Below are 21,862 nucleotides of genomic sequence, written 5' to 3' on the forward strand. Positions count from 1 at the left end.
TTTTTCTTTTCCTACAAGCTATTTTCTACAATAATTTTCTATAAGCTTTCCACCACCTATCAGGAATCTCCTGGTCTGCCGCTTTCAGGTAATCCTCATGCGAACAAGGTATTAGGGCATGTCTGGTATAATTGGAATTTGCACTATCCGGAAATGGAACATCCAGCCACCACCTGTCAGTTTTGTTAGATTTATAGAAATATAGCTCCTCATTATCTACAGGAACGATATATTTATAATATTCTTCTTTTGTACAATAAGGATAATCATCAGCTCTAAAAGCAACTCCTTCAACAAAATACCATATCATCTGTGCAATCAAGTGAGCGGTCTGGCCTTCCCTATCCAACACTGCATTATATTCATAAATCCCAAATGAAGAAACTTTATCACTGATTCCGGCATAGCGGGTAATAGCACATAAATCCTCCCCATAAAATCCATTTGGTGAAGAATTTCTGTTTGCAGGTGCATCACTACGTCTTATTGCCCCCAGGTCAACACTAACAATATCAGCATCCCTTAAAATAGGCTCAACAGTACTGATATCTTTAGCTACATTTCCCAAACGAATAGCATCGAAATACAACTGATCCATTAAATCAATTTCCTCCTGCGAATTGAAGTATGTTTGATAGCCAATATTTGAATAATTAAACAGATTACCGGGTTGACCTAAAATAATATGACTCAAATAAGAATTTGAATCCAGTTTTCCATCAACATTCCCAAGATTAAATCTGGAATCCACACTGACTAAATTTACGGTTTGTTCCAGACTGTCATACGCTCTATAAGATGCATAAGTTAAGTCCTGTCCCCCTCCTATTACTATTGGAATAATTTGTTTTTTCAAAAGAAATACAGACACTTCTCTGAGGGCCGAATAAGTATCAGCAACTTCAAATCCCGGATACAAATCACCTAAATCTGCAATTTTCACATCCCATGATCCCATAAACAGCTTGTAAAAATACTTCCTGACAGTATCAAAACCGTGGCCGGTTTCATTATTTCCAACAGCCGACCTTCCCTCGTTAACAAACACAAGAGCAAGTTTTACATTTTGTAAATCAGGTATGCCTGATGCTGTATGCTTCAAAACATGTTGTCCAATACTTGTTTCAGGTAAAGTATTTGAAAAATCAAGAATGGAATCATCAATAGGTGTAAGAAAATCTTCTATCATTATTTCTTCTTAGCAGTTTTACTGGTTGTTGCTTTCTTTGGAGCTGCTTTCTTAGTTCCTTTTTTTCCGGCTTTTTTTGTTTTATCAGACTCCTTTTCCAATTTCAAACAGTCTTCTCTTGTTAAAGTTAAAGGATCTGTATCTTTAGGAATTTTAACGTTTTTCTTTTCAATTTTGATATATGGTCCCCAACGTCCCTTTAAAATCTCAATCAAAGGTTCTTCTTCATCAAAAGCCTTAATAAACTTCTCTCTGTCAGCCTGACGTTTCTCTTCTATCAGCTCAATACAACGGGATAATTCGATAGTTAGAGGATCATCCCCATCTTTTTCTTTTATAGAAACAAACTTACTATCGTGACGAACATATGGTCCAAAACGTCCTATAGCAACAACAACCTTCTTCTCTTCATATGTTCCCATATCGCGTGGCAGTTTAAACAGATCCATCACTTCTTCAACCGTAATTGTGGATATAGACTGATCTTTTCTTAAACTTGCGAATTTTGGTTTCTCTACTTCTTCTGTTGTCCCTATTTGAGCCATTGGTCCATAACGACCTATACGCACAAGAATTGTATTACCGGAAGCCTTGTCTACTCCAAGTATCCTCTCTCCTGAAGCTCTTTCTGAGTTTTCTTTTACATCTTCAACCTGGTTATGAAACCCTGAATAGAACTCACCAATCATCTTTGTCCATGGTGCCTTACCTTCAGAAATTGAATCGAACTCCTCTTCTACCCTTCTTGTGAATCCGTAATCCAGAACATCTTCAAAATTTTCTACCAAAAAACCGTTTACTACAGTTCCAATATCGGTTGGTGCCAGCTTTCCTTTTTCAGCTCCAAAGCCTTCACTTATCTTCTTAACCTCAATTTTAGAATCCTTCAGTACTAGTCTGTCAACTTCACGCTGATTTCCTTCAGTAAAAAGTTTTTCTATATACTCCCTGCGCTGAATGGTAGAAATCGTTGGTGCATATGTTGACGGACGTCCAATACCCAGTTCTTCAAGTTTCTTTACCAAAGAAGCTTCGGTAAATCTTGATGGCGGTCTTGAAAATCGTTGATTTGCAACTATTTCTTTTACCTGCATTATTTCGTCAACCGTAAGTTTTGGCAATACTCCTTTTTGTTCTTCCTGATCTTCATCATCAGTTCCTTCAAGATAAACTTTTAAAAATCCGTCAAACTTAATAACCTCTCCTTTTGCATTGAAGTCGCTATCAATTTTAGTCCCTGATATTTTTGCAGTGGTACGCTCTATCTGTGCTTCACTCATTTGTGACGCAATAGTACGTTTCCAAATAAGTTCGTATAAACGTTTCTGATCACTGTCAGCACCTGCATCCTGACGCATCAGGCTTGTTGGTCTGATGGCTTCGTGAGCTTCCTGTGCTCCTTTATTTTTTGTAGCAAACCTTCGTGGATTTGAATACTCTGAACCATATAACTCACTGATACTATCAGCAGCAGCATTAATAGCATCATCAGAAAGATTCAAACTATCAGTTCTCATATAGGTTATTAACCCCGATTCGTATAAACGCTGTGCAACAACCATTGTTTTCGAAACTCCAAAACCTAATTTCCTGGATGCTTCCTGTTGCAGGGTTGAGGTGGTAAATGGTGCAGAAGGCGAACGTTTTGCAGGTTTTTTAACAACCTCATCAACCTTAAAATCACTCATATTAGCCCCTTCCAGAAATTTCAAGGCCTCATCTTTACTATTGAATTTCGATGCGTACTCGGCCTTAACTAATTTTTTATCTGAATTATAAAACTCTCCTACAACTTTATATGATGAAACTGCTTTAAAGTTTTTTATCCCTTCTTCTCTTTCAACAATCAGCCTTACTGCAACACTTTGTACTCTACCTGCCGAAAGTCCGGCTTTAATCTTTCGCCATAACACAGGTGAAATTTCAAAACCAACTAACCTATCCAGTACCCTGCGGGCCTGTTGTGCATTTACAAGATTATAATCTATATCACGTGGATTATCGATGGCTCTGGTAATGGCCTTCTTTGTAATCTCATGAAAAACAATACGTTTTGTTTGATCTTCCTTGAGTTTTAAATTCTCAAACAGATGCCAGGCAATAGCTTCTCCTTCACGATCCTCATCGGATGCTAACCAAACAGTATCAGCTGCTTTAGATAACTTCTTTAGTTTTTTTACAACCTCCTTCTTATCCTTCGAGATTTCATATATAGGTTTGAAATTATTTTCTATATCAATCCCCATGTCTTTCGACACAAGATCACTAATATGTCCAAAACTCGATTCTACCTGAAAATCTTCCCCTAAAAATCCTTCTATTGTCTTCGCCTTAGCAGGTGACTCGACTATCACTAAATTCTTTGCCATATTAAATGTAATTTGAGCTTCCCCATATTTGGGGTTACAAAGTAACAAAAAACCATTTTTGGTTTCCAAAATTTTTTTTAACTCTTGCTAAATTAATAGTTTTTTTTCGTCTGTGAAATTTTTTATTACATCACCTACTCATTAACACTCAGCCTATAACAACAAAAAACATCAATCTAACACCACTTATTTTTAAGTTATATTTTTCCAAAATTAAATTTACCCACACACTATATTGAAGGGAAAATAGGTCATTTACCTAAGCACAAAGAGACTATGATGACCAATTTTAGATGACAGTTCAATTATTAAGTTACTTTACCTTCAATTATATTGCACTATACATGAACTTACTTTAATTCATAAAAAACTCACCAATAACAATAAAATTAGAAATCTAAATTTACACTATATTTTAATTATCCATAACTACAGAAGTAAGTTAATCGTTTTTTAGGCATAGAAAACATTCTATCTTCCGGCTTAACAGCTTATATTCATTATACATAATAAATAGACCCTGACAATTTGACATATTATGCTTTTATATTGTATTTTTGCCAACTGTTAATTATACATATAGAATTTTGATGGAAAAAGTGATTGATGAATCCAAGCAGGGCGAGGTCTTAAAAACCTCTAAACTCAATGGAGAAAAGAAGTTATTTATAGAAAGTTACGGTTGTCAGATGAATTTCTCTGACTCAGAAATTGTAGCTTCTATAATGGAGGAAGAAGGTTATTCCACAACCCAGAATCTCGAAGATGCCGATTTGGTTTTGGTAAATACATGTTCGGTTAGAGATAAAGCAGAGCAGACTATCAGAAAACGACTTGGACAATACAAAACTGTACAGAAAAAATATAACCCCAACATGAAAGTAGGTGTTATGGGATGTATGGCCGAACGTTTGAAAGTACAGTTTCTGGAAGAAGAGAAAATTGTAGACATGGTAGTAGGACCTGATGCCTATAAAGATTTGCCAAATCTTGTTAAAGAAGTACAAAGTGGTAGAGATGCGGTTAATGTTCAACTTTCTTTGGAAGAAACGTATGCTGACATTAAACCAATCAGATTGGGAGGAAATGGCGTAACGGCCTTTGTTTCTATTACAAGAGGCTGCGACAACATGTGCACATTCTGTGTAGTACCTTATACAAGAGGACGTGAAAGAAGTAGAGATCCTGAAACTATTTTGAAGGAAATAAAAGGTCTTTGGCATCAGGGGTACAAAGAAATTACTCTTTTAGGGCAGAATGTAGACTCTTACTTATGGTATGGCGGAGGAGCAAAAAAAGACTTCCACAAAGCTGATGATAAAGCACAAAAAGAAGCTCTTCGCTTTGGTCAACTGTTAGACATGGTAGCTAATGCAGTACCTAAAATGAGAATAAGGTTTGCTACCTCAAACCCGCACGATATGTCGATGGATGTTATTCACGCTATAGCAAAACACCGCAATATCTGTAATTACATTCACCTTCCGGTTCAATCGGGTAGTACACGGATTTTAAAAGCGATGAATCGTCAACATTCTCGTGAAGAGTATATGGAGAAGATCGACAAAATAAAGGAATTGATTCCCGACTGTGTTATCTCTCATGATTTGATTAGCGGTTTTCCAACAGAGACCGAAGAAGATCACAAGGATACATTGAGCCTGATGGAATATGTAAAATACGGATTCGGATATATGTTTGCATACTCTGAACGTCCTGGAACCGGCGCTGCTAAAACTATGGAAGATGATATTCCACTGGAAGTAAAAAAACGTAGATTAGCTGAAGTTATAGATTTACAAAATAAACACTCGCATTACAGGCATCAACAACAAATTGGTAAAGTTCATGAAGTTTTAATAGAAAACGACTCTAAACGTTCCGATAAAGAATGGCAGGGCAGAACTTCACAAAACTCTGTTGTGGTTTTCCCAAAAGAAAATTACAAAGTTGGTGATTTTGTAAATGTTGAGATAAAAGAAGCTACTACTGCAACCTTAAAAGGTGTTGCTGTAGGATATTCGGAAAATAACTAACTTAGTTCATATATTTCTGTTCAAAGTTCATAGAACAAACCCTATGAACTTTGAACCACACAAAACGCAGCAGACTTTGAACTCATAATATGCCAACAATACAGGAAATAAAAAGACGATTTGAAATTATCGGCAATAACTATGGCATGAACAGGGCCATCGATAAAGCCATACAAATTTCGCCTACGGATATATCGGTATTAATAACCGGAGAAAGTGGTGTTGGTAAGGAAAGTATCCCGAAAATAATACACCAACTTTCGCACCGTAAACACGGGCCCTACATAGCCGTAAACTGTGGAGCAATCCCCGAAGGAACTATCGACAGTGAACTATTTGGACATGAAAAGGGTGCATTTACGGGTGCTACAACCACCAGAAAAGGGTATTTTGAAGTCGCAGACAGCGGGACTATATTTCTGGATGAAGTTGGAGAATTGCCGCTCACTACGCAGGTTAGACTTCTGCGAATATTAGAAACGGGCGAATTTATGAAAGTTGGCTCTTCAAACATTCAAAAAACCAACGTTAGAATTATTGCAGCTACAAACCTTAACATGGCAGAAGCTGTACACAAACAGAAATTCAGAGAAGATCTTTTTTACAGACTTAATACGATAGAAATTCATCTTCCTCCTTTAAGGGAACGAAAAGAAGACATTCATTTATTGTTCAGAAAATTCGCTGTTGATTTTGCCGAAAAATACAGAATGCCAATATTAAGACTCGACCCGGATGCTGTTAAGGTTCTCGAAGAATTTAGATGGCCTGGAAACATCAGGCAACTTAGAAATTTTGCAGAACAAATATCGGTTGTAGAAAAAAGCCGGCTGATAACACCGGAAATTCTAATCCATTATTTACCTGAAACAAAACAACACAATTATCCTACAGTAACCGGTTCTGAAGAAAAAAATGATGCTTTCTCCAACGAAAGGAATATGCTTTACAATATTCTTTTCGAATTAAGATCGCAAATAGACGACCTAAAACAATTAACTCTTGAATTTTTAAAAGAGAATCAAAATCCGGCTTTTTACGAAAAAAACCATGAACTGATAACCAAACTCTTTAAAGAAGAAAAAGAAGAAAGTGATTCCTCGAAATCTACAGCTTTAATCCATGTGGCAAACACATTACCGATTGAATATGAAAATAAAAATGATAATGAGTTCTACGACGAAACACAACATATCATAGATATAGAAGAATCGGATAGCTTATCGCTTGTAGACAAAGAAATTGAACTTATTAAAAGATCTCTCGAAAAACATAAAGGCAAAAGAAAGGATGCGGCAAGAGAACTGGGGATTTCGGAACGAACATTGTATCGAAAAATTAAACAATTTGATTTGTAAGTTAATGGAGTTATGAATACTTGGAGTTTTGAATACTTTTAACTCTAGGCACTTTTAACCCTAGCTCTAAACAGACTAAATATTTCATTATATATACATTATAATTTACTACATTCGAAAAAAATAAAATAGTGAAAAAAATAATACCTAATATTCCCAAAACAATAATAGCAGTAATAATATTACTTACTTCATTGCAATCATGCGGAATATATTCTTTCACAGGGGCCTCTATTTCTCCTGATGTTAAAACTGTTCAGATTGATGAATTCCCTAATTATGCACAATTGGTTAATCCGGCTTTATCGCAGACATTCACTCAGGGTTTACAGGATTTGTTTTTGAATCAAACAAATTTAAGCTTAGCTAACAATGATGGAGATTTGCAGTTTGAAGGTGAAATTACAGAATACAGGATAACTCCATCGGCTACTACAGCAGAATCAAAAGCAGCACAAAACCGTTTAACAATTGCAGTAAAAGTTAGGTTTTACAACAATAAGGACGAAGAACAGAATTTTGAAAAATCATTTTCGCACTACGAAGACTTTAGTGCAAACGAGCAGCTTTCGGGATCGTTCGAAGATGAATTGGTAAATTTGATACTGGAACGAATTTTTGAAAATATATTTAACGAATCGGTGGCAAACTGGTAATGAACACAAAAGATTTCATACAACTACTTTCTAACGAAAAGGCTGTGGCAAACATAGATTTGAAACAGCTGGATACCGTATTGGAAAACTTCCCCTATTTCCAAAGCGCAAGAATGTTGTATCTGAAAAACCTGAAATTAAACAATAATTTTCGATTCAACTCGTATTTAAAAACAACAGCGGCCTATGTAAGCGACAGAACGGTACTGTTTGAATACATTACAAAAGAGCCTGAAGAAAACATCCTTCAGGAAGCAGAAAGCTCTCAAAAAACAGAAAAGAAAGATAAGTTGCAGGAAGCCATTAAAGCTTCCGAAAATATTAGCATCAATAAAAAAGAGGAGAAGAAAATTGAAACCGAACCGAAACCTGTTCATGACACTTTAAACTTCTCAGAGGATGACAAATTTTCGTTTAACGAATGGTTACAACTGTCAAATGTTCGTCAAATCCATAGAACTATTGATGAAAAAATAGCTGAAAAACATGAATTATCTAAACAGAATAAAAAAATTGACAGTGATAAAAAGTCAAATTTTGACCTTATAGACAAATTCATCGACAGTAATCCAAAACTTAGGCCAGTACCAAAGGATGAAGCTGTTTCGGGTAATATAGCACTATCGAGCACTAAGGAAAATGACGGTTGGATGACCGAGACTTTAGCCCAGGTTTATGTTGAACAAAAAAAATATTCTAAGGCTATTAAAGCTTATAAGATTTTAGGCTTGAAATATCCGGAAAAAAGTGGTTTCTTTGCCGACCGTATAAGGTCAATAAAAAAATTGTCCGAATATTAGAGCGATATTAGAAAAAGAAAATTTTATTAACTTATGAATGCTTATACACTATTTGCGATTTTGATACTAATTGTATCATTACTTTTAATCCTTGTTATCATGGTTCAAAACCCTAAAGGAGGAGGACTAAGTTCTTCTTTCGGCGGTGGCGGAGGTCAAATGCTTGGAGGAGTTAAGCAAACTAACGATTTCCTTGAAAAAAGTACATGGACACTAGCTGCTGCTCTTGTTGCATTTATTCTGGTTTCGAATTTTGTAATTCCAAGAAACAATACAAACATTCAGGATCAGACAGAGCTTAAAAATGTACTTGATGATGCTCCACAGGTAAACACTCCTGTTGCTGAACCAGTTGAACAAGAGAAGACAGAGGAATCGAAATAATTTCGAACCTGACAAAATATCTTAATTAAATGCCGACTTAATGACAAGTCGGCATTATTTTTTGTATTAAATCTGACAAAAAATAATTGGCACAATTTCTGTCAACAATGCATTTGTAGCAAAGTTAAAACTAATTTACATGAGTATAAAACCACTTGCTGACAGAGTGCTTATAGAGCCTACTGCAGCTGAAACAAAAACTGCTTCAGGAATATTTATTCCCGATAATGCAAAAGAAAAACCTTCACAGGGTAAAGTTATTGCCATAGGAAACGATGAAAATTTAACGGTTAAGGTTGGTGATACCGTAATTTATGCAAAATTTGCAGGTACAGAAGTAACTCACGAAAGTACTGAATATCTGATAATGCAGGAATCGGAAATATTGGCGATTATATAGGAAAAGGGAAAGACAAAAGATGCCTGCCTGCGTGACTCAGTCAGGCAGGAAAGACAAAAGACAAAAGACAAAAGATAAAAGATAAGATCATGGCAAAAGAAATAAAATTTGATATCGAAGCAAGAGACGGACTCAAAAGAGGTGTTGATGCTCTGGCAAATGCTGTAAAAGTTACATTAGGACCAAAAGGTAGAAATGTTGTTATAGCTAAATCGTTTGGAGGACCTACAATTACAAAAGATGGTGTTTCTGTAGCTAAAGAAATTGAGTTAGAAGATCCTATTGAGGATATGGGCGCTCAAATGGTAAAAGAAGTTGCTTCAAAAACTAACGACGAAGCAGGTGACGGAACTACAACCGCTACTGTTTTGGCTCAGGCTATCGTAAAAGAAGGTTTGAAAAACGTAGCTGCAGGAGCTAATCCGATGGATCTAAAAAGAGGCATAGACAAAGCTGTTTCTGCAATTGTAAAAAACCTTGAAAACCAGTCTGAAGAAGTTGGTTCTTCATCTGATAAAATTGAGCAGGTTGCTTCAATCTCTGCTAACAACGATAACTCTGTTGGTAAACTTATTGCCGAAGCGATGGGTAAAGTTGGCAAAGAAGGTGTAATCACTGTTGAAGAAGCTAAAGGAACAGAAACTCATGTTGATGTTGTTGAAGGTATGCAGTTCGACAGAGGATATCTTTCACCATACTTTGTTACTAATGCAGACAAAATGGAAGCTGACCTGGACAATCCGTTCATTTTACTGTACGACAAGAAAATTTCGACCATGAAAGAACTTATGCCAATTCTTGAACCGGTTGCTCAAACAGGAAAACCTCTTCTGTTAATTGCTGAGGATATTGATGGAGAAGCATTATCTACACTGGTAGTAAATAAAATACGCGGTTCGCTTAAAATTGCAGCTGTAAAAGCTCCGGGATTTGGCGACAGAAGAAAAGCTATGCTAGAAGATATAGCTACTCTTACAGGTGGTACAGTTATTTCTGAAGAAAGAGGTTTCACTTTAGAAAACGCTACAATTGAAATGCTTGGTACTGCCGAAAAAATCACTATCGACAAAGACAACACTACTATTGTAAACGGTAACGGTAAAGAAGAACAGATTCAAACAAGAGTAAATCAGATTAAAGCTCAAATAGAATCTACAACTTCTGATTACGACAGAGAAAAACTTCAGGAACGTTTGGCTAAACTAGCCGGAGGTGTTGCTGTGCTATATGTTGGTGCTGCTTCGGAAATAGAGATGAAAGAGAAAAAAGACCGTGTAGACGACGCACTACACGCTACTAGAGCAGCCGTTGAAGAAGGTATTGTTGCCGGAGGTGGTGTTGCATTAGTTAGAACGAAAGTTTCTCTAGAAAATATCAAAACCGAAAACGACGATGAAGCTACAGGTGTTGCTATTATCAACAGAGCAATTGAAGAACCTCTACGCCAAATTGTAAGCAATGCAGGTGGTGAAGGATCGGTTGTTGTGAATAAAATTTCGGAAGGTGAAGGTAATTTCGGTTTCAATGCTAAAACTGATAAATACGTAAACATGCTTGAGGCAGGAATTATCGACCCTACTAAAGTGACACGTATAGCATTGCAAAATGCAGCTTCAGTTTCGGGAATGATTCTTACTACAGAAGCCACAATCTCAGATATAAAATCAGACGAGCCAATGCCAATGCCTCCAATGGGTGGTGGCGGTATGCCGGGAATGATGTAATCAGAAAATGATAAAATGAGTTAATGTGTTCATAAAAAATGAAGCCGGAATATCGAAAGATGTTCCGGCTTTTTTACGACTCTATTTTTTTCCACTCAGAGTGCGACAGGCTTTTATCTCTTTCCTGCCTGACTGCGTCACGCAGGCAGATATCCTTCTTCTTTTATCTCTCCTCTTTCCTGCCTGACTGAGTCACGCAGGCAGGTATCTTTTTTCTTTCCTCTTTTTTCTTTCCTCTTTTATCTTTCTTCTTTAAATAATCATTACAATATTTACTTAACTTTGTACTCCTAATTCCATTAATTAACACAAACTTGAAAAACTAAAATGAAACAATATTTCATACTTGCTATTATATTTTTCACAATTACCACAGCAGTAAACGCCCAAAATTCTTTTAAACCGGAAAGCAGTATCGGCATAAAATTAGGAGGTAACATATCCAGGGTGGCATTTGATCTGCCAATAGAACAAAATTTAAATTACGGATACCTCGGCGGCATAGTTTTCAAACATAAATCGGAAAGAAAGCTGGGCATTCAGCTGGAGTTGAACTATATGCAAGCCGGATGGAATGAGAAACTTGACACTATAAATACTTATATAAGACGCTTAAATTATATTCAGGTACCGATTATGACCCATATAAACATTGGTGAAGGAAAAACGAATCTAATATTTAACCTAGGAACTTACGTTTCTTTTCTTATTTCTGAAAGTGATGAGATAAACTTTATAGTTGAAGAAGAGGTGTTAAAATACTACAACGAACCCTTAAGCAATAATACAGAGTTTGGATTCACCGGCGGACTTGGAATTGTAAGAAAAACATCCATAGGAACTTTCCAGATTGAAGCCAGATTTAATCAGAGCTTAAATAATATATTCAAATACGAAGTTAATTCGCAGGAGTATCCTTTTTCGGCTTCCAAAAACCAAACACTGGAAGTAACACTATCATATCTGTTGAACCTTAAATCCCGTAAAAAATAATTAATCTAAACTTCCAAAGTAATATATAAGCATTAACTCTAAGCATGAAATAGGCAAATACCAAACAAAAACAGCCGATATATGAAACAAAAATTCTCAATATCAAAAAGAATAAAAAGCTTTGGATTTGCATTCAACGGATTGAAGATTTTACTAAAAGAGGAACACAATTCCCGGATTCACCTATTAGCTGCTGTGGGAATAGTAATCGCCGGATTTTTATTTAACATCTCTACTCCGGAATGGATTGCTATAACTTTTGCTATCGGCCTCGTAATAACACTGGAATTGATTAATTCGGTAATTGAAAATTTATCTGACTTTATATCTCCCGAAAAAAATAGTTCTATTAAGAAAATAAAAGATCTGTCGGCAGCAGCGGTATTAGTAAGTTCAATTACCGCACTGACTATAGGACTAATTATTTTTATTCCAAAAATCCTGACTCTTTGTTAAGAAATACCAGCTTAAATTAGGAAATAAAAAAACTTGGTGCTTTTTCAGGCAACACCAAGTTATTAATTCTATTAAACTAAAAGATTATTATTGCTAATCTACTTTTTCAAATCAATCTCTTTCAGGTTCTTCATCCTGTTTCTCTCTAAAAAATCATCTATGGTTTCGAAGTGCTCTATAACTCTTCCATCCTTGAATTCAAAAACTTTTTGTGATAAGCCCTGAAGAAAATCCCTATCGTGAGATACCAATATCAACGTACCATCGAACTCTAATAATGCCTCTTTCAACACATCTTTCGATTTCATGTCGAGGTGATTCGTTGGCTCATCCAGTATCAACACATTTACCGGTTCCAGAAGCAACTTAACCATTGCAAGTCTGGTTCTTTCTCCCCCTGAAAGCACACTGACTTTCTTATCAATATCATCTCCTCCGAACATAAATCGCCCCAGAATATTCTTTATCTGGGTTCTAATATCTCCTTTTGCAACCTCATCTACTGTCTGGAAAACTGTTAATTCCGGATCTAATAACGAAGCCTGATTCTGAGCAAAATATCCCACTTTAGCATTGTGCCCTAAAGTACAATTACCATCAAACCCGATCTCTCCCATAATGGCTTTAATCATTGTTGATTTACCTTCACCATTCCTACCCACAAAAGATACTTTTTCACCTCTGGCGATAGACATATTCACCTCTCTAAACACTTCTTTTTCTCCATAACTCTTAGACAGCTCTTTAGCAATTACCGGATAATCGCCCGACCTGCTGGCAGAGGGAAATCTAAGTTTCAGAGATGAATTATCTACTTCATCTATTTCAATTATCTGAAGTTTTTCAAGCATACGTTCGCGTGATGTCACCTGATTGGTTTTAGAATACGTTCCTTTAAAACGCTCAATAAATGCTTTATTATCGGCTATAAACTTCTGTTGCTCCTGATATGCTTTTACCTGATGTGCCCGACGTTCTGCTCTTAGTTGCTGATAATGAGAATAGGTAGCTTTATAGTCGTAGATCTTACCCATCGTTACCTCAATAGTTCTGTTGGTAATATTATCTACAAATGCCCTGTCGTGTGATATAACAATTACTGCCTTTGCTTTATTGACAAGAAAGTTTTCTAACCAGACTACAGATTCAATATCGATGTGATTTGTAGGCTCATCCAAAAGAATTAAATCAGGCTTTCTCAACAGAATTTTAGCCAACTCAATTCTCATTCTCCATCCACCGCTAAACTCATTTGTTTGCTGTTTAAAATCCTCTCTTTTAAAACCTAAACCAAATAATGCTTTCTCTACCTCCGCATCGTAATTAATCTCTTCGATAGAGTAATACTTCTCGCCTAAATCACTTACTTTTTCAATAATAGACATGTAGGTGTCCGACTCGTAATCTGTCCGGGTTTCCAACTCCTTATTTAGACTGTCTATTTCGTCGCGCAGCTTAAAAATATGACTATAGGCTTTTGATGCTTCCTCAAAAACAGTACAATTATCTTCAGTTAATAAATGTTGTGGTAAATATGCAATTACACTGTCCTGAGGGTGTCTTATACTTCCCTTTGTTGCCTTTTGTGCACCTGCTATAATTTTCATCATAGTCGATTTTCCGGCACCATTTTTACCCATCAGGGCTATTTTGTCATTCTCATTAATAGCAAAAGAAACATCGCTAAACAAAGTATGACCACTAAACTCTACTCCTATCCCATCTACAGAAATCATATTGCATCTATTTTTAAAAATGCAAAACTAAACAAAACACAATAACTGCAAAGAAATATTCTGAAGCTAAATGAATTTATGACGAAGAAAGATAATTCGGATCTTTTTAAGAATTAAAAATTCTACGGAACTACAAATCTGAAATAGTTCTCATATATACGAACTTCAAACTTTGAAAACTCACCGATAATTTCGCCATCAATTTGTAGCAAATAAGGTTCATTAGTTGTTACAATAGCTTCTTTTGTTTTTACCTGTTGAATATAATCAAGTAGAGGCAACTCTTCCGAAATTTTGCTAAGTCCCATCATCAAAATAGCTTCAATCGAAAAATCCTTTATATTACATAGCTCGAAATATCCGTCTGATATACTTCCTCCCGGATTGATAATTATTCCTGAGCCATATTTTGAGGCATTTGCAAATGAAAGCATGTAACCCCTCCAGGTATATTTTATGCCATTTGATTCGATTATAAAATCCTTTTCTTTACTATCTACCATAGCAGCTATCAGATGCTTTGCATAAGCCATAAATCCTCGTTCCGGCTCACGTTCAAAATTACTGACTATTTCGGCATTGGTTCCTATATCAGCCAAATGCACACATAATCTTCCATTTATTTTAATTACATCCGAATTTATAAATTTATTGGAAAAAACAGCATCCGTAAGGGCATCTAAACTATTTGTTGACAGCGAAACTTCTTTTGCAGTTCCATTTGCCGACCCCAACGATATTAGTCCGAAAGGAACCCCTAAATAAGCCATTTTTTGGACGGCACAATTCATTGTACCATCACCTCCCACTACAACAATTCTATCGGGAATAAATTCACTCAATAAAACAGATAAATCACTATTGTTAACCTTTTTCGTAAAATATGTTTTAAAATTGATATGGTGGAGTTCGCAGAGAGACTTAATATCCTCTACAACTTCCGACTTATCAATTCCGCCTGATATTGGATTTATGAAAAAAAGTATTTTCATTTCAACATTTTATATTTCACAGTTTACAAGTTAATTATTTAATATATTATTCTGATACTTTTTTTTGCCTATATCTATATTTAAAAATACAACATCACAAGCTTTTTACTTGTTATAGTTTTTGTAAATTTGATAAAAAACTTATCAATAAGTGGCTAGAACTCCTTACATATTTCCATTTCAAGGCATAAGAACTGCCGATAAAATATATTTCGAAGGACAGATTCTTCATGTTTCAGGTTCGGGAAATATTAGTAAACCTACAGATAGTATTTGGAGAAACTTAAAAAGGACTTTCCAACTATACACTCCTGTTAAGATAAAAAAAACAAATAGAGTTTTAGAAATAATCCTAAATAACAACAAATACTTAGCCCACCTTGATAAATACGGTTACTTCAACATAGATATTGAAATTGGAGATACAAATATTGAAAAATTAAATGAAGTAAAATTCTTTCTTGGAAATTCCCAAATATACATAAACAGAGACATTGGCCTGTCCTCATTGCTAATCAATAACAAAGAATTTGAAACAGGTGTATTAAGTGATATTGACGATACTATTATTGTTTCCCACTCAACAAACAAACTAAAAAAAACTGCCTTGGTGGGCTTAAAAAATGCATATTCAAGAAAAATAGTTACAGAAACAAAAGAACTATTCGAAACGCTTGATTCAAAGGGGTGTCAGTTTTTTTATGTTTCCAACTCCGAAACAAACCTGTATCTGTTAATAAAATGGATGCTAAGGATAAATAACCTTCCAAACGGACCTGTTTTTTTAAAGCGTATAAAGAACTACAAAAATATATTCAGAGTGAGGTATCACAAAGAGTTTGAAATTAAATACAGACATAAAATAGGGCGTATAATAAATATCCTGGAGTTATTCCCTACGAAAAAATTCATTTTAGTTGGTGATAGCGGTCAGGGTGATCCGGAAATCTACAGACTAATTGCATCAACTTACCCAAACCGAATAATTGCAGTATTAATTAGAGACATTACTAATTCGAAACGAAGAGAGACTTTAATAAAATATGAAAATGAACTGAAAAAAACTGGAATTCCATTCCTGCACTACTCAGAAAACAAACCTGTAAAAAACTTTATAGAAACTATTGAATTTTAAAATGTGACCATTAGAAACTTCCTCTAATAAAGCAGCTCTACATCTCCCAAACCTTCCCTTACAATCTCTATCTCTCCGCCTGTTAAATCAACAATTGTTGAAGCCACATTCATACCATATCCTCCGTCGATTACTATATCTACAAGCTTATCATACTTTTCGGCTATCAGTTCAGGGTCTGTTGTATATTCAATAATCTCATCTTCATCGTGTATAGATGTAGAAACTATTGGATTGCCCAACTCTCTTACAAGTTCCCTTGCAATATTATTATCAGGAACACGAATACCAACTGTTTTTTTGGCTTTAAAGACCTTCGGAAGGTTATTATTCCCATCTAAAATATAAGTAAAAGGCCCCGGAAGAGTTCTTTTTAGAAGTTTGTAAGTGCTATTATCTATTTGTTTAGTATAGTCTGATAAATGACTAAGATCGTGACATACAAAAGAGAAATTTGATTTGGCAAGTTTTACACCTCTAATCCGGGCAACTCTCTCCATAGCTTTATTTTTGGTAATATCGCAACCTAAACCATAAATTGTATCAGTAGGGTAAATTATCACTCCTCCTTTGCGCAATACATTTACAACCTTTTCAATTTCCCGTTGGTTAGGGTTTTCAGGATATATTTTAACGATTTCAGCCATAAAAATTTGTTAGTTTGTTTACCCGCCTTTTCAGTAACAACATCACTAATTTACCAAAAAAATACTAAAACCAATTACAGATTAAAATTATAGGAGGATTAATTTTTTTCTATCTAAAAAAATAATTGGATAAAAGTAAAAAAGAGTGCCTTTCGGCACTCTTCTATATCATTTATTTATTTCCTTTGCTATAATCCGCTAAAAACTGAGCCAAACCGCTATCAGTTAAAGGATGCTTCAATAAACCTACAATTGCACCTATCGGAGCAGTTATAACATCTGATCCAATTTTTGCACACTCAATAATATGCATTGTATGACGAACAGAAGCAGCTAATATCTGAGTTTCATAACCATAGTTATCATAAACCATTCTGATTTCTTCAATCAGGTGTAACCCATCTGTTGAAATATCATCTAATCTACCGATAAATGGCGAAACATAAGTTGCTCCCGCTTTTGCCGCTAAAAGTGCCTGACCTACAGAAAAAACCAATGTACAGTTAGTTCTTATTCCTTTCGAGCTAAAATATTTGATTGCTCTGATTCCTTCCTTAATCATTGGAACTTTAACTACGATATTTGGATGAAGGTTTGCCAGCTCCTCTCCTTCCCTAATCATACCTTCAAAGTCGGTAGCAATTACCTCAGCACTAACATCACCATCTACAATTTCGCAAATTTGCTTGTAGTGATTTATAATATTATCAGCTCCTGTAATACCTTCTTTCGCCATCAATGAAGGATTTGTAGTAACACCGTCTAATACCCCTAATTCTTCAGCTTCTTTTATTTGCTCTAAGTTGGCTGTGTCTATGAAAAACTTCATCTTAATTTATTTTGTTTGGTTATTATTTTTGAATTATTCATTTCAAACTAATCTTTAATAATTGTAATTATCAATAATTAATTAGATTTTTTGAAATGACAGGCTAAAATAACAATTAATACCAAATGCACATCAAAATGCCCTGTAAATTATTCGGGAGAGTCAATTTTCAATTGCCCTCATGATGTGCTTCGCAATTCTTTGTCCCTGACTGACGGCAGGCAGGTTTTCAATTTTATCTTTTTAAAACCGAAAACACTTTGATTTCAATAGAGCATTCTGAAATTCATTTGGTATAATAACATTCTCTCTCTTTATTTTTACCTGACTTTAAAAACAATTTACCCCGGGCAGTGTTTCTAAACTATCTACCCGGGGTAAAAATAAAATTTGATAAAATATCTCTTAACTCAACTTATTCAATATTGTATATTTTATTGTATTGTTCTTTATATTTTTCAATAATAGGCTTTCTTTTAAGCTTTAGAGTAGCCGTAAGTTCTCCGGAATCTACACCCCATGTACTAGGGAAAAGTTCAAACTTTTTAACTCTTTCATAACCGGCAAATCCCTGGTTGTATTTATCTACTTCCTCTTCAAACTTTTTTATTACTCTATGATCCTGAATCATCTCCGAATCTGAAGTATAGCCAATATTATGTCGTCTACACCACTCATGTAAAGTAACAAATGAAGGTACTATAAAGGCAGCCGGATGTTTTTGTCCTTCTCCTACTATCATAACCTGCTCTATAAAGATTGATTCTTTGAATTTATTCTCCATCACCTGTGGAGCTACATACTTACCTCCCGATGTCTTGAAAATTTCTTTCTTACGGTCGGTAATTTTAAGGAACCTGCTTTCAACCATTTTCCCAATATCTCCGGTATGGAACCAACCATCCTCCATTACTTCAGCAGTTTTTTCAGGAAGATTAAAGTAGCCCATCATCACATTTGCTCCTTTAACCAATATTTCTCCTTCTCCTTCTTCTTTCCCCTCCTCAGGTGCTATTTTCACTTCTACTCCCGGTAAAAGCGGCCCAACAGTACCATAATATTTTCCGTTATCACTAGGTAAATTCACTGCTACTACAGGCGAAGTTTCAGACAAGCCATACCCTTCATAAACAGGTATTTCTGCAGCGGTAAATACTTTAGCCAAACGCGGCTGCAGAGCTGCAGCACCAACAAATATCTGAACCATATTTCCGCCAAGAGCTTCACGCCACTTATTGAAAATAATCTTATTGGCAAGTTTTAACTGAAATTCATAGAACCATCCGTTTTTACCATTCATCTCATGCTTTAAGCCAAGGTTAAGAGCCCAAAAAAACAATGATCTTGTAATTCCGCTCAATTCACCTCCTTTTGAGGTAATTTTATCATAAACTTTTTCCAAAAGACGGGGAACAGTTGTAAACATATGAGGCTGTACTTCTTTCATATTTTCACCAACCAATTCGATACTTTCGGCATACCAAATACTAATTCCATTAAAAAGATAATAGTACGAAACAGCTCTTTCGAAAACATGGCAAAGCGGCAAAAAACTCAATGCTCTCCAACCTAACTCGTTCGGAAAACCTCCGGAAATAGCAGCTAACTGGTGAATAATATTTTTGTGCGACAACATCACTCCTTTTGGCTTTCCGGTGGTTCCGGAAGTATAGATAAGAGTAAATAAATCATCCTCTTTAACTTCTATCTGAATATCTTTTACTTTCGACGGAAGAACAGCATTCTCTCCTCTTTCCACAAGTTTTTTCCACGACTCAACTCCTTCGAGGTCATCGAACGAATACACGGCTTTCACCTGAGGGTTAGCTTTAGGAATATCCTTTATTTTATCATAAATCTCCTGATCTCCAACAAATAGCACCTGCGACTGACAATCATTTATAATATATTCATATTCTTCTGTATTGATGTTCGGATAAATTGGCGCATTTACCGCTCCAATTTTGGCAATCCCCATATCTACTAACATCCATTCGCTCCTGTTTGCTGAAATAACAGAAACTACATCTCCTTTGCCAATACCCAAATCAAGCAAACCATAGGCTATGTTTGTAGATACTTCACGAAACTCCTGTGCTCCGTATTTACGCCATTTGCCATTCTCTTTACCTGCAATTACAGTATCTAAATTATGTTCTGCAATTATTTTATCCAGCTGGAATATTCTAGAGATCTTATTTTCCATCTTATCAGTATTATGAATTAGTCATTAAACTTAATGATTTTTAATAAAAAAATAAAATTTTAACTCCTTTATATATACAACGATCAATTTTAATGTTAAAAAATTGCAAGATTAATAATTCAACTATCTAAAATTCAACAATAATTTAATTTAAACAAAAAGCCCCACAATTGTGCGGGGCTTATTTATACACATAATATGCTATAATTGATTTAGATCTATTGTTTCGGTTTAATCACTTACTCTTTCAGAGAATCCGTCAAAATCATAAAGAACTCTTCCCTTACCACATTCAATCAAGCAATCAAGCGGATCGCCATAATCATCGTGCATAAATCGCGCTATATACAAACCTGATATGCCGCCATTAACCATTTCACCGGAAATAGAACAAACATAATCTGCCGGAGAATTACCAACAGACATAGTTATCTTCGTAAAAACAGTGAAATTAAATTCATCGCCTATAACACTTGCTTCTGCACATGTTACTGTTACATCCCCGCATTTATAGCTAACATCTACTGCTAAATGCATATTATCCTGTTGACTAAATGTAACTTCAACATCATTGAATGCACATCCCGCAACGTCAGCCTCTACATTACTACACTCCAGTACTACCGGACTAATTCTATATGTACCTTCTATCATAGGAGGGTTCTCTCCTTTAAAAATGTGCATATTATTAGCTTTCATTTTGTGTATAAAATCTAAAGGAACAATATCAGTTACTTCGCGAGGGTATTCCGGATCATCTGAAGAACCTCCAACTACATCCGAATCTTTGGTACATGACACTAAACTCATTCCAATTATCAGAATCGGAATAAACAATATTTGAATTAACTTTTTCATTTTAGTAAGGTTTTATGTATTAACCTACTCTTTAGCTTTTCGGTATCTGCTTTTTACTATTTTTTTATAATTAATAATTTAGACTTATCATGAAATGAGATATTACAATATCTAATTCTCAGTAAACACAGTACTACTGAGTGTACAACACCAATAGCATAAATACTAAGAATCGTCAATTAACTATTCTTTCTGATAATCCGTCAGAATCAAAGAAAATAATACCTTTTCCTACTTCCATCATACTGCCCAAAGGGTCACCCAAATCGTCATACATGAAGCGTGCTACCTTAGTATCAACTATCCCTTCTTCTATTATTGTTCCGGATATGACACATACAAAGACTGCCGGATTAACTTCCTTATGCATTGTAATACGCGAAAACACAGTGAAATTACGCCCCTCTCCCATGATATAGGTATCTTTGCTTGAATCACATTTTCCTCCTTCATAATTACTATCAAAGCAATAATTATGACTAATAACCAGAGATTTATCTCCAACAACATGATTATAAAAACTAACCTTTATATCAGGTAGATAGCAACCATCCATATTTTCAACCAAATTACTACAATCAAATTCACAAGGACCAATTATATAAGTACCTTCTATCGCAGGAGGATCATCTCCTCTGTTAATAGTCATTTTCAATCCTTCCAATTCCTCTAAAATAGTAGATGATACGAGTTCTACAACCTCATCAGGATATACTTCCAGTTCCTTAGTGTCATCCTTCGAACAAGAGCAAACACTTATAACTATTATAGATACAAGCATTCTAAAAATTAAAGTTTTCATTTTTTACAAGATTAAAATAACTTCCTACTCTTTAGCTTTTCGGAATCTGCTCCTACTAAAACAATATCAAAAGATTATATTATAGTAGATCATTTATTAAACATATTAAATTACCAGATAATACATGTTAGAGACATAAATTCTATTCTAGAACTCTAATTAAATATTTAATAAAACTAAAAGGTGAGAGGGTAATTTATCAGAAACTGAAAAAAATCAGCATCCTAAAATGTGTTATTCACAAATGCATTATCGGTAAATTAATAATAACAAGGCGGGTATTAGTACTATA

At 35.1% G+C, this 21,862-nt stretch carries 19 protein-coding genes; 10 read left to right on the top strand and 9 right to left on the bottom strand.

What is annotated here, in order from left to right:
* Positions 1-25: 25 nt before the first annotated feature.
* Together ABFR62_01240 and topA are read right to left on the bottom strand one after the other, a co-directional pair.
* A complete protein-coding gene (locus ABFR62_01240) occupies positions 26-1,189 on the bottom strand; it encodes a formimidoylglutamase (protein MEN8137034.1) in 1,164 nt (387 codons plus the stop codon).
* Positions 1,189-3,558 carry a type I DNA topoisomerase gene (topA, locus tag ABFR62_01245; GenBank protein ID MEN8137035.1) on the bottom strand — a complete coding sequence of 790 codons (2,370 nt, stop codon included), beginning with the start codon at positions 3,556-3,558 and terminating at the stop codon, positions 1,189-1,191. Before topA ends, ABFR62_01240 begins: the two co-directional genes overlap by 1 nt.
* 590 nt (positions 3,559-4,148) lie before the next feature.
* On the opposite strand from topA, the gene miaB reads away from it, so the two are divergent.
* The 9 genes from miaB to ABFR62_01290 all read left to right on the top strand — a co-directional run bounded on the left by miaB (position 4,149) and on the right by ABFR62_01290 (position 12,365).
* Positions 4,149-5,594 carry a tRNA (N6-isopentenyl adenosine(37)-C2)-methylthiotransferase MiaB gene (gene miaB / locus ABFR62_01250; protein MEN8137036.1) on the top strand — a complete coding sequence of 482 codons (1,446 nt, stop codon included), beginning with the start codon at positions 4,149-4,151 and terminating at the stop codon, positions 5,592-5,594.
* Between the two features lie 89 nt (positions 5,595-5,683).
* Positions 5,684-6,952 (top strand): sigma-54 dependent transcriptional regulator, encoded by a 1,269-nt coding sequence (locus tag ABFR62_01255; GenBank protein ID MEN8137037.1) that lies wholly within the window; start codon positions 5,684-5,686, stop codon positions 6,950-6,952.
* Between the two features lie 131 nt (positions 6,953-7,083).
* The gene (locus ABFR62_01260) at positions 7,084-7,608 is read left to right on the top strand and encodes an LptE family protein (protein ID MEN8137038.1); all 525 of its coding nucleotides are present in this window, start codon (positions 7,084-7,086) and stop codon (positions 7,606-7,608) included.
* Positions 7,608-8,408, top strand: coding sequence for a hypothetical protein (locus ABFR62_01265; protein ID MEN8137039.1), 801 nt, complete (start codon positions 7,608-7,610; stop codon positions 8,406-8,408). The genes ABFR62_01260 and ABFR62_01265 overlap by 1 nt, the downstream gene beginning before the upstream one ends.
* Before the next feature lie 33 nt (positions 8,409-8,441).
* On the top strand, positions 8,442-8,792 hold the full coding sequence (secG, locus tag ABFR62_01270; protein MEN8137040.1) for a preprotein translocase subunit SecG: 351 nt from the start codon (positions 8,442-8,444) through the stop codon (positions 8,790-8,792).
* Positions 8,793-8,925: 133 nt separating this feature from the next.
* On the top strand, positions 8,926-9,192 hold the full coding sequence (locus ABFR62_01275; GenBank protein ID MEN8137041.1) for a co-chaperone GroES: 267 nt from the start codon (positions 8,926-8,928) through the stop codon (positions 9,190-9,192).
* Between the two features lie 89 nt (positions 9,193-9,281).
* Complete coding sequence (gene groL, locus ABFR62_01280; protein MEN8137042.1) at positions 9,282-10,916, top strand: chaperonin GroEL; 1,635 nt, start codon at positions 9,282-9,284, stop codon at positions 10,914-10,916.
* Positions 10,917-11,243: 327 nt separating this feature from the next.
* The gene (locus ABFR62_01285; GenBank protein MEN8137043.1) at positions 11,244-11,909 is read left to right on the top strand and encodes a porin family protein; all 666 of its coding nucleotides are present in this window, start codon (positions 11,244-11,246) and stop codon (positions 11,907-11,909) included.
* An 81-nt stretch (positions 11,910-11,990) separates the two neighbouring features.
* On the top strand, positions 11,991-12,365 hold the full coding sequence (locus ABFR62_01290; GenBank protein MEN8137044.1) for a diacylglycerol kinase family protein: 375 nt from the start codon (positions 11,991-11,993) through the stop codon (positions 12,363-12,365).
* 98 nt (positions 12,366-12,463) lie between these two features.
* Here the strand turns inward: ABFR62_01290 and ABFR62_01295 are convergent, their stop codons facing one another.
* Together ABFR62_01295 and ABFR62_01300 are read right to left on the bottom strand one after the other, a co-directional pair.
* Positions 12,464-14,101 (bottom strand): ABC-F family ATP-binding cassette domain-containing protein, encoded by a 1,638-nt coding sequence (locus ABFR62_01295; GenBank protein ID MEN8137045.1) that lies wholly within the window; start codon positions 14,099-14,101, stop codon positions 12,464-12,466.
* Between the two features lie 122 nt (positions 14,102-14,223).
* A complete protein-coding gene (locus tag ABFR62_01300) occupies positions 14,224-15,093 on the bottom strand; it encodes a diacylglycerol kinase family protein (GenBank protein ID MEN8137046.1) in 870 nt (289 codons plus the stop codon).
* Positions 15,094-15,244: 151 nt separating this feature from the next.
* Between ABFR62_01300 and ABFR62_01305 the strand changes: the two genes are divergently transcribed.
* On the top strand, positions 15,245-16,228 hold the full coding sequence (locus ABFR62_01305; GenBank protein ID MEN8137047.1) for a phosphatase domain-containing protein: 984 nt from the start codon (positions 15,245-15,247) through the stop codon (positions 16,226-16,228).
* Between the two features lie 23 nt (positions 16,229-16,251).
* Here ABFR62_01305 and ABFR62_01310 read toward each other — a convergent pair whose 3' ends face one another.
* From ABFR62_01310 to ABFR62_01330, 5 genes are all read right to left on the bottom strand, one after another.
* Positions 16,252-16,875, bottom strand: coding sequence for an L-threonylcarbamoyladenylate synthase (locus ABFR62_01310; protein MEN8137048.1), 624 nt, complete (start codon positions 16,873-16,875; stop codon positions 16,252-16,254).
* A gap of 172 nt (positions 16,876-17,047) precedes the next feature.
* On the bottom strand, positions 17,048-17,704 hold the full coding sequence (gene fsa, locus ABFR62_01315) for a fructose-6-phosphate aldolase (protein MEN8137049.1): 657 nt from the start codon (positions 17,702-17,704) through the stop codon (positions 17,048-17,050).
* Positions 17,705-18,119: 415 nt separating this feature from the next.
* Positions 18,120-19,910 carry a long-chain fatty acid--CoA ligase gene (locus tag ABFR62_01320; GenBank protein MEN8137050.1) on the bottom strand — a complete coding sequence of 597 codons (1,791 nt, stop codon included), beginning with the start codon at positions 19,908-19,910 and terminating at the stop codon, positions 18,120-18,122.
* Between the two features lie 231 nt (positions 19,911-20,141).
* On the bottom strand, positions 20,142-20,768 hold the full coding sequence (locus tag ABFR62_01325) for a hypothetical protein (protein MEN8137051.1): 627 nt from the start codon (positions 20,766-20,768) through the stop codon (positions 20,142-20,144).
* 175 nt (positions 20,769-20,943) lie between these two features.
* Positions 20,944-21,570, bottom strand: a complete 627-nt coding sequence (locus tag ABFR62_01330; GenBank protein ID MEN8137052.1) for a hypothetical protein — start codon at positions 21,568-21,570, stop codon at positions 20,944-20,946.
* Between the last annotated feature and the right edge of the window lie 292 nt (positions 21,571-21,862).

It is taken from the genome of Bacteroidota bacterium (assembly GCA_039714315.1).
Lineage (GTDB): Bacteria > Bacteroidota > Bacteroidia > Flavobacteriales > JADGDT01 > JADGDT01.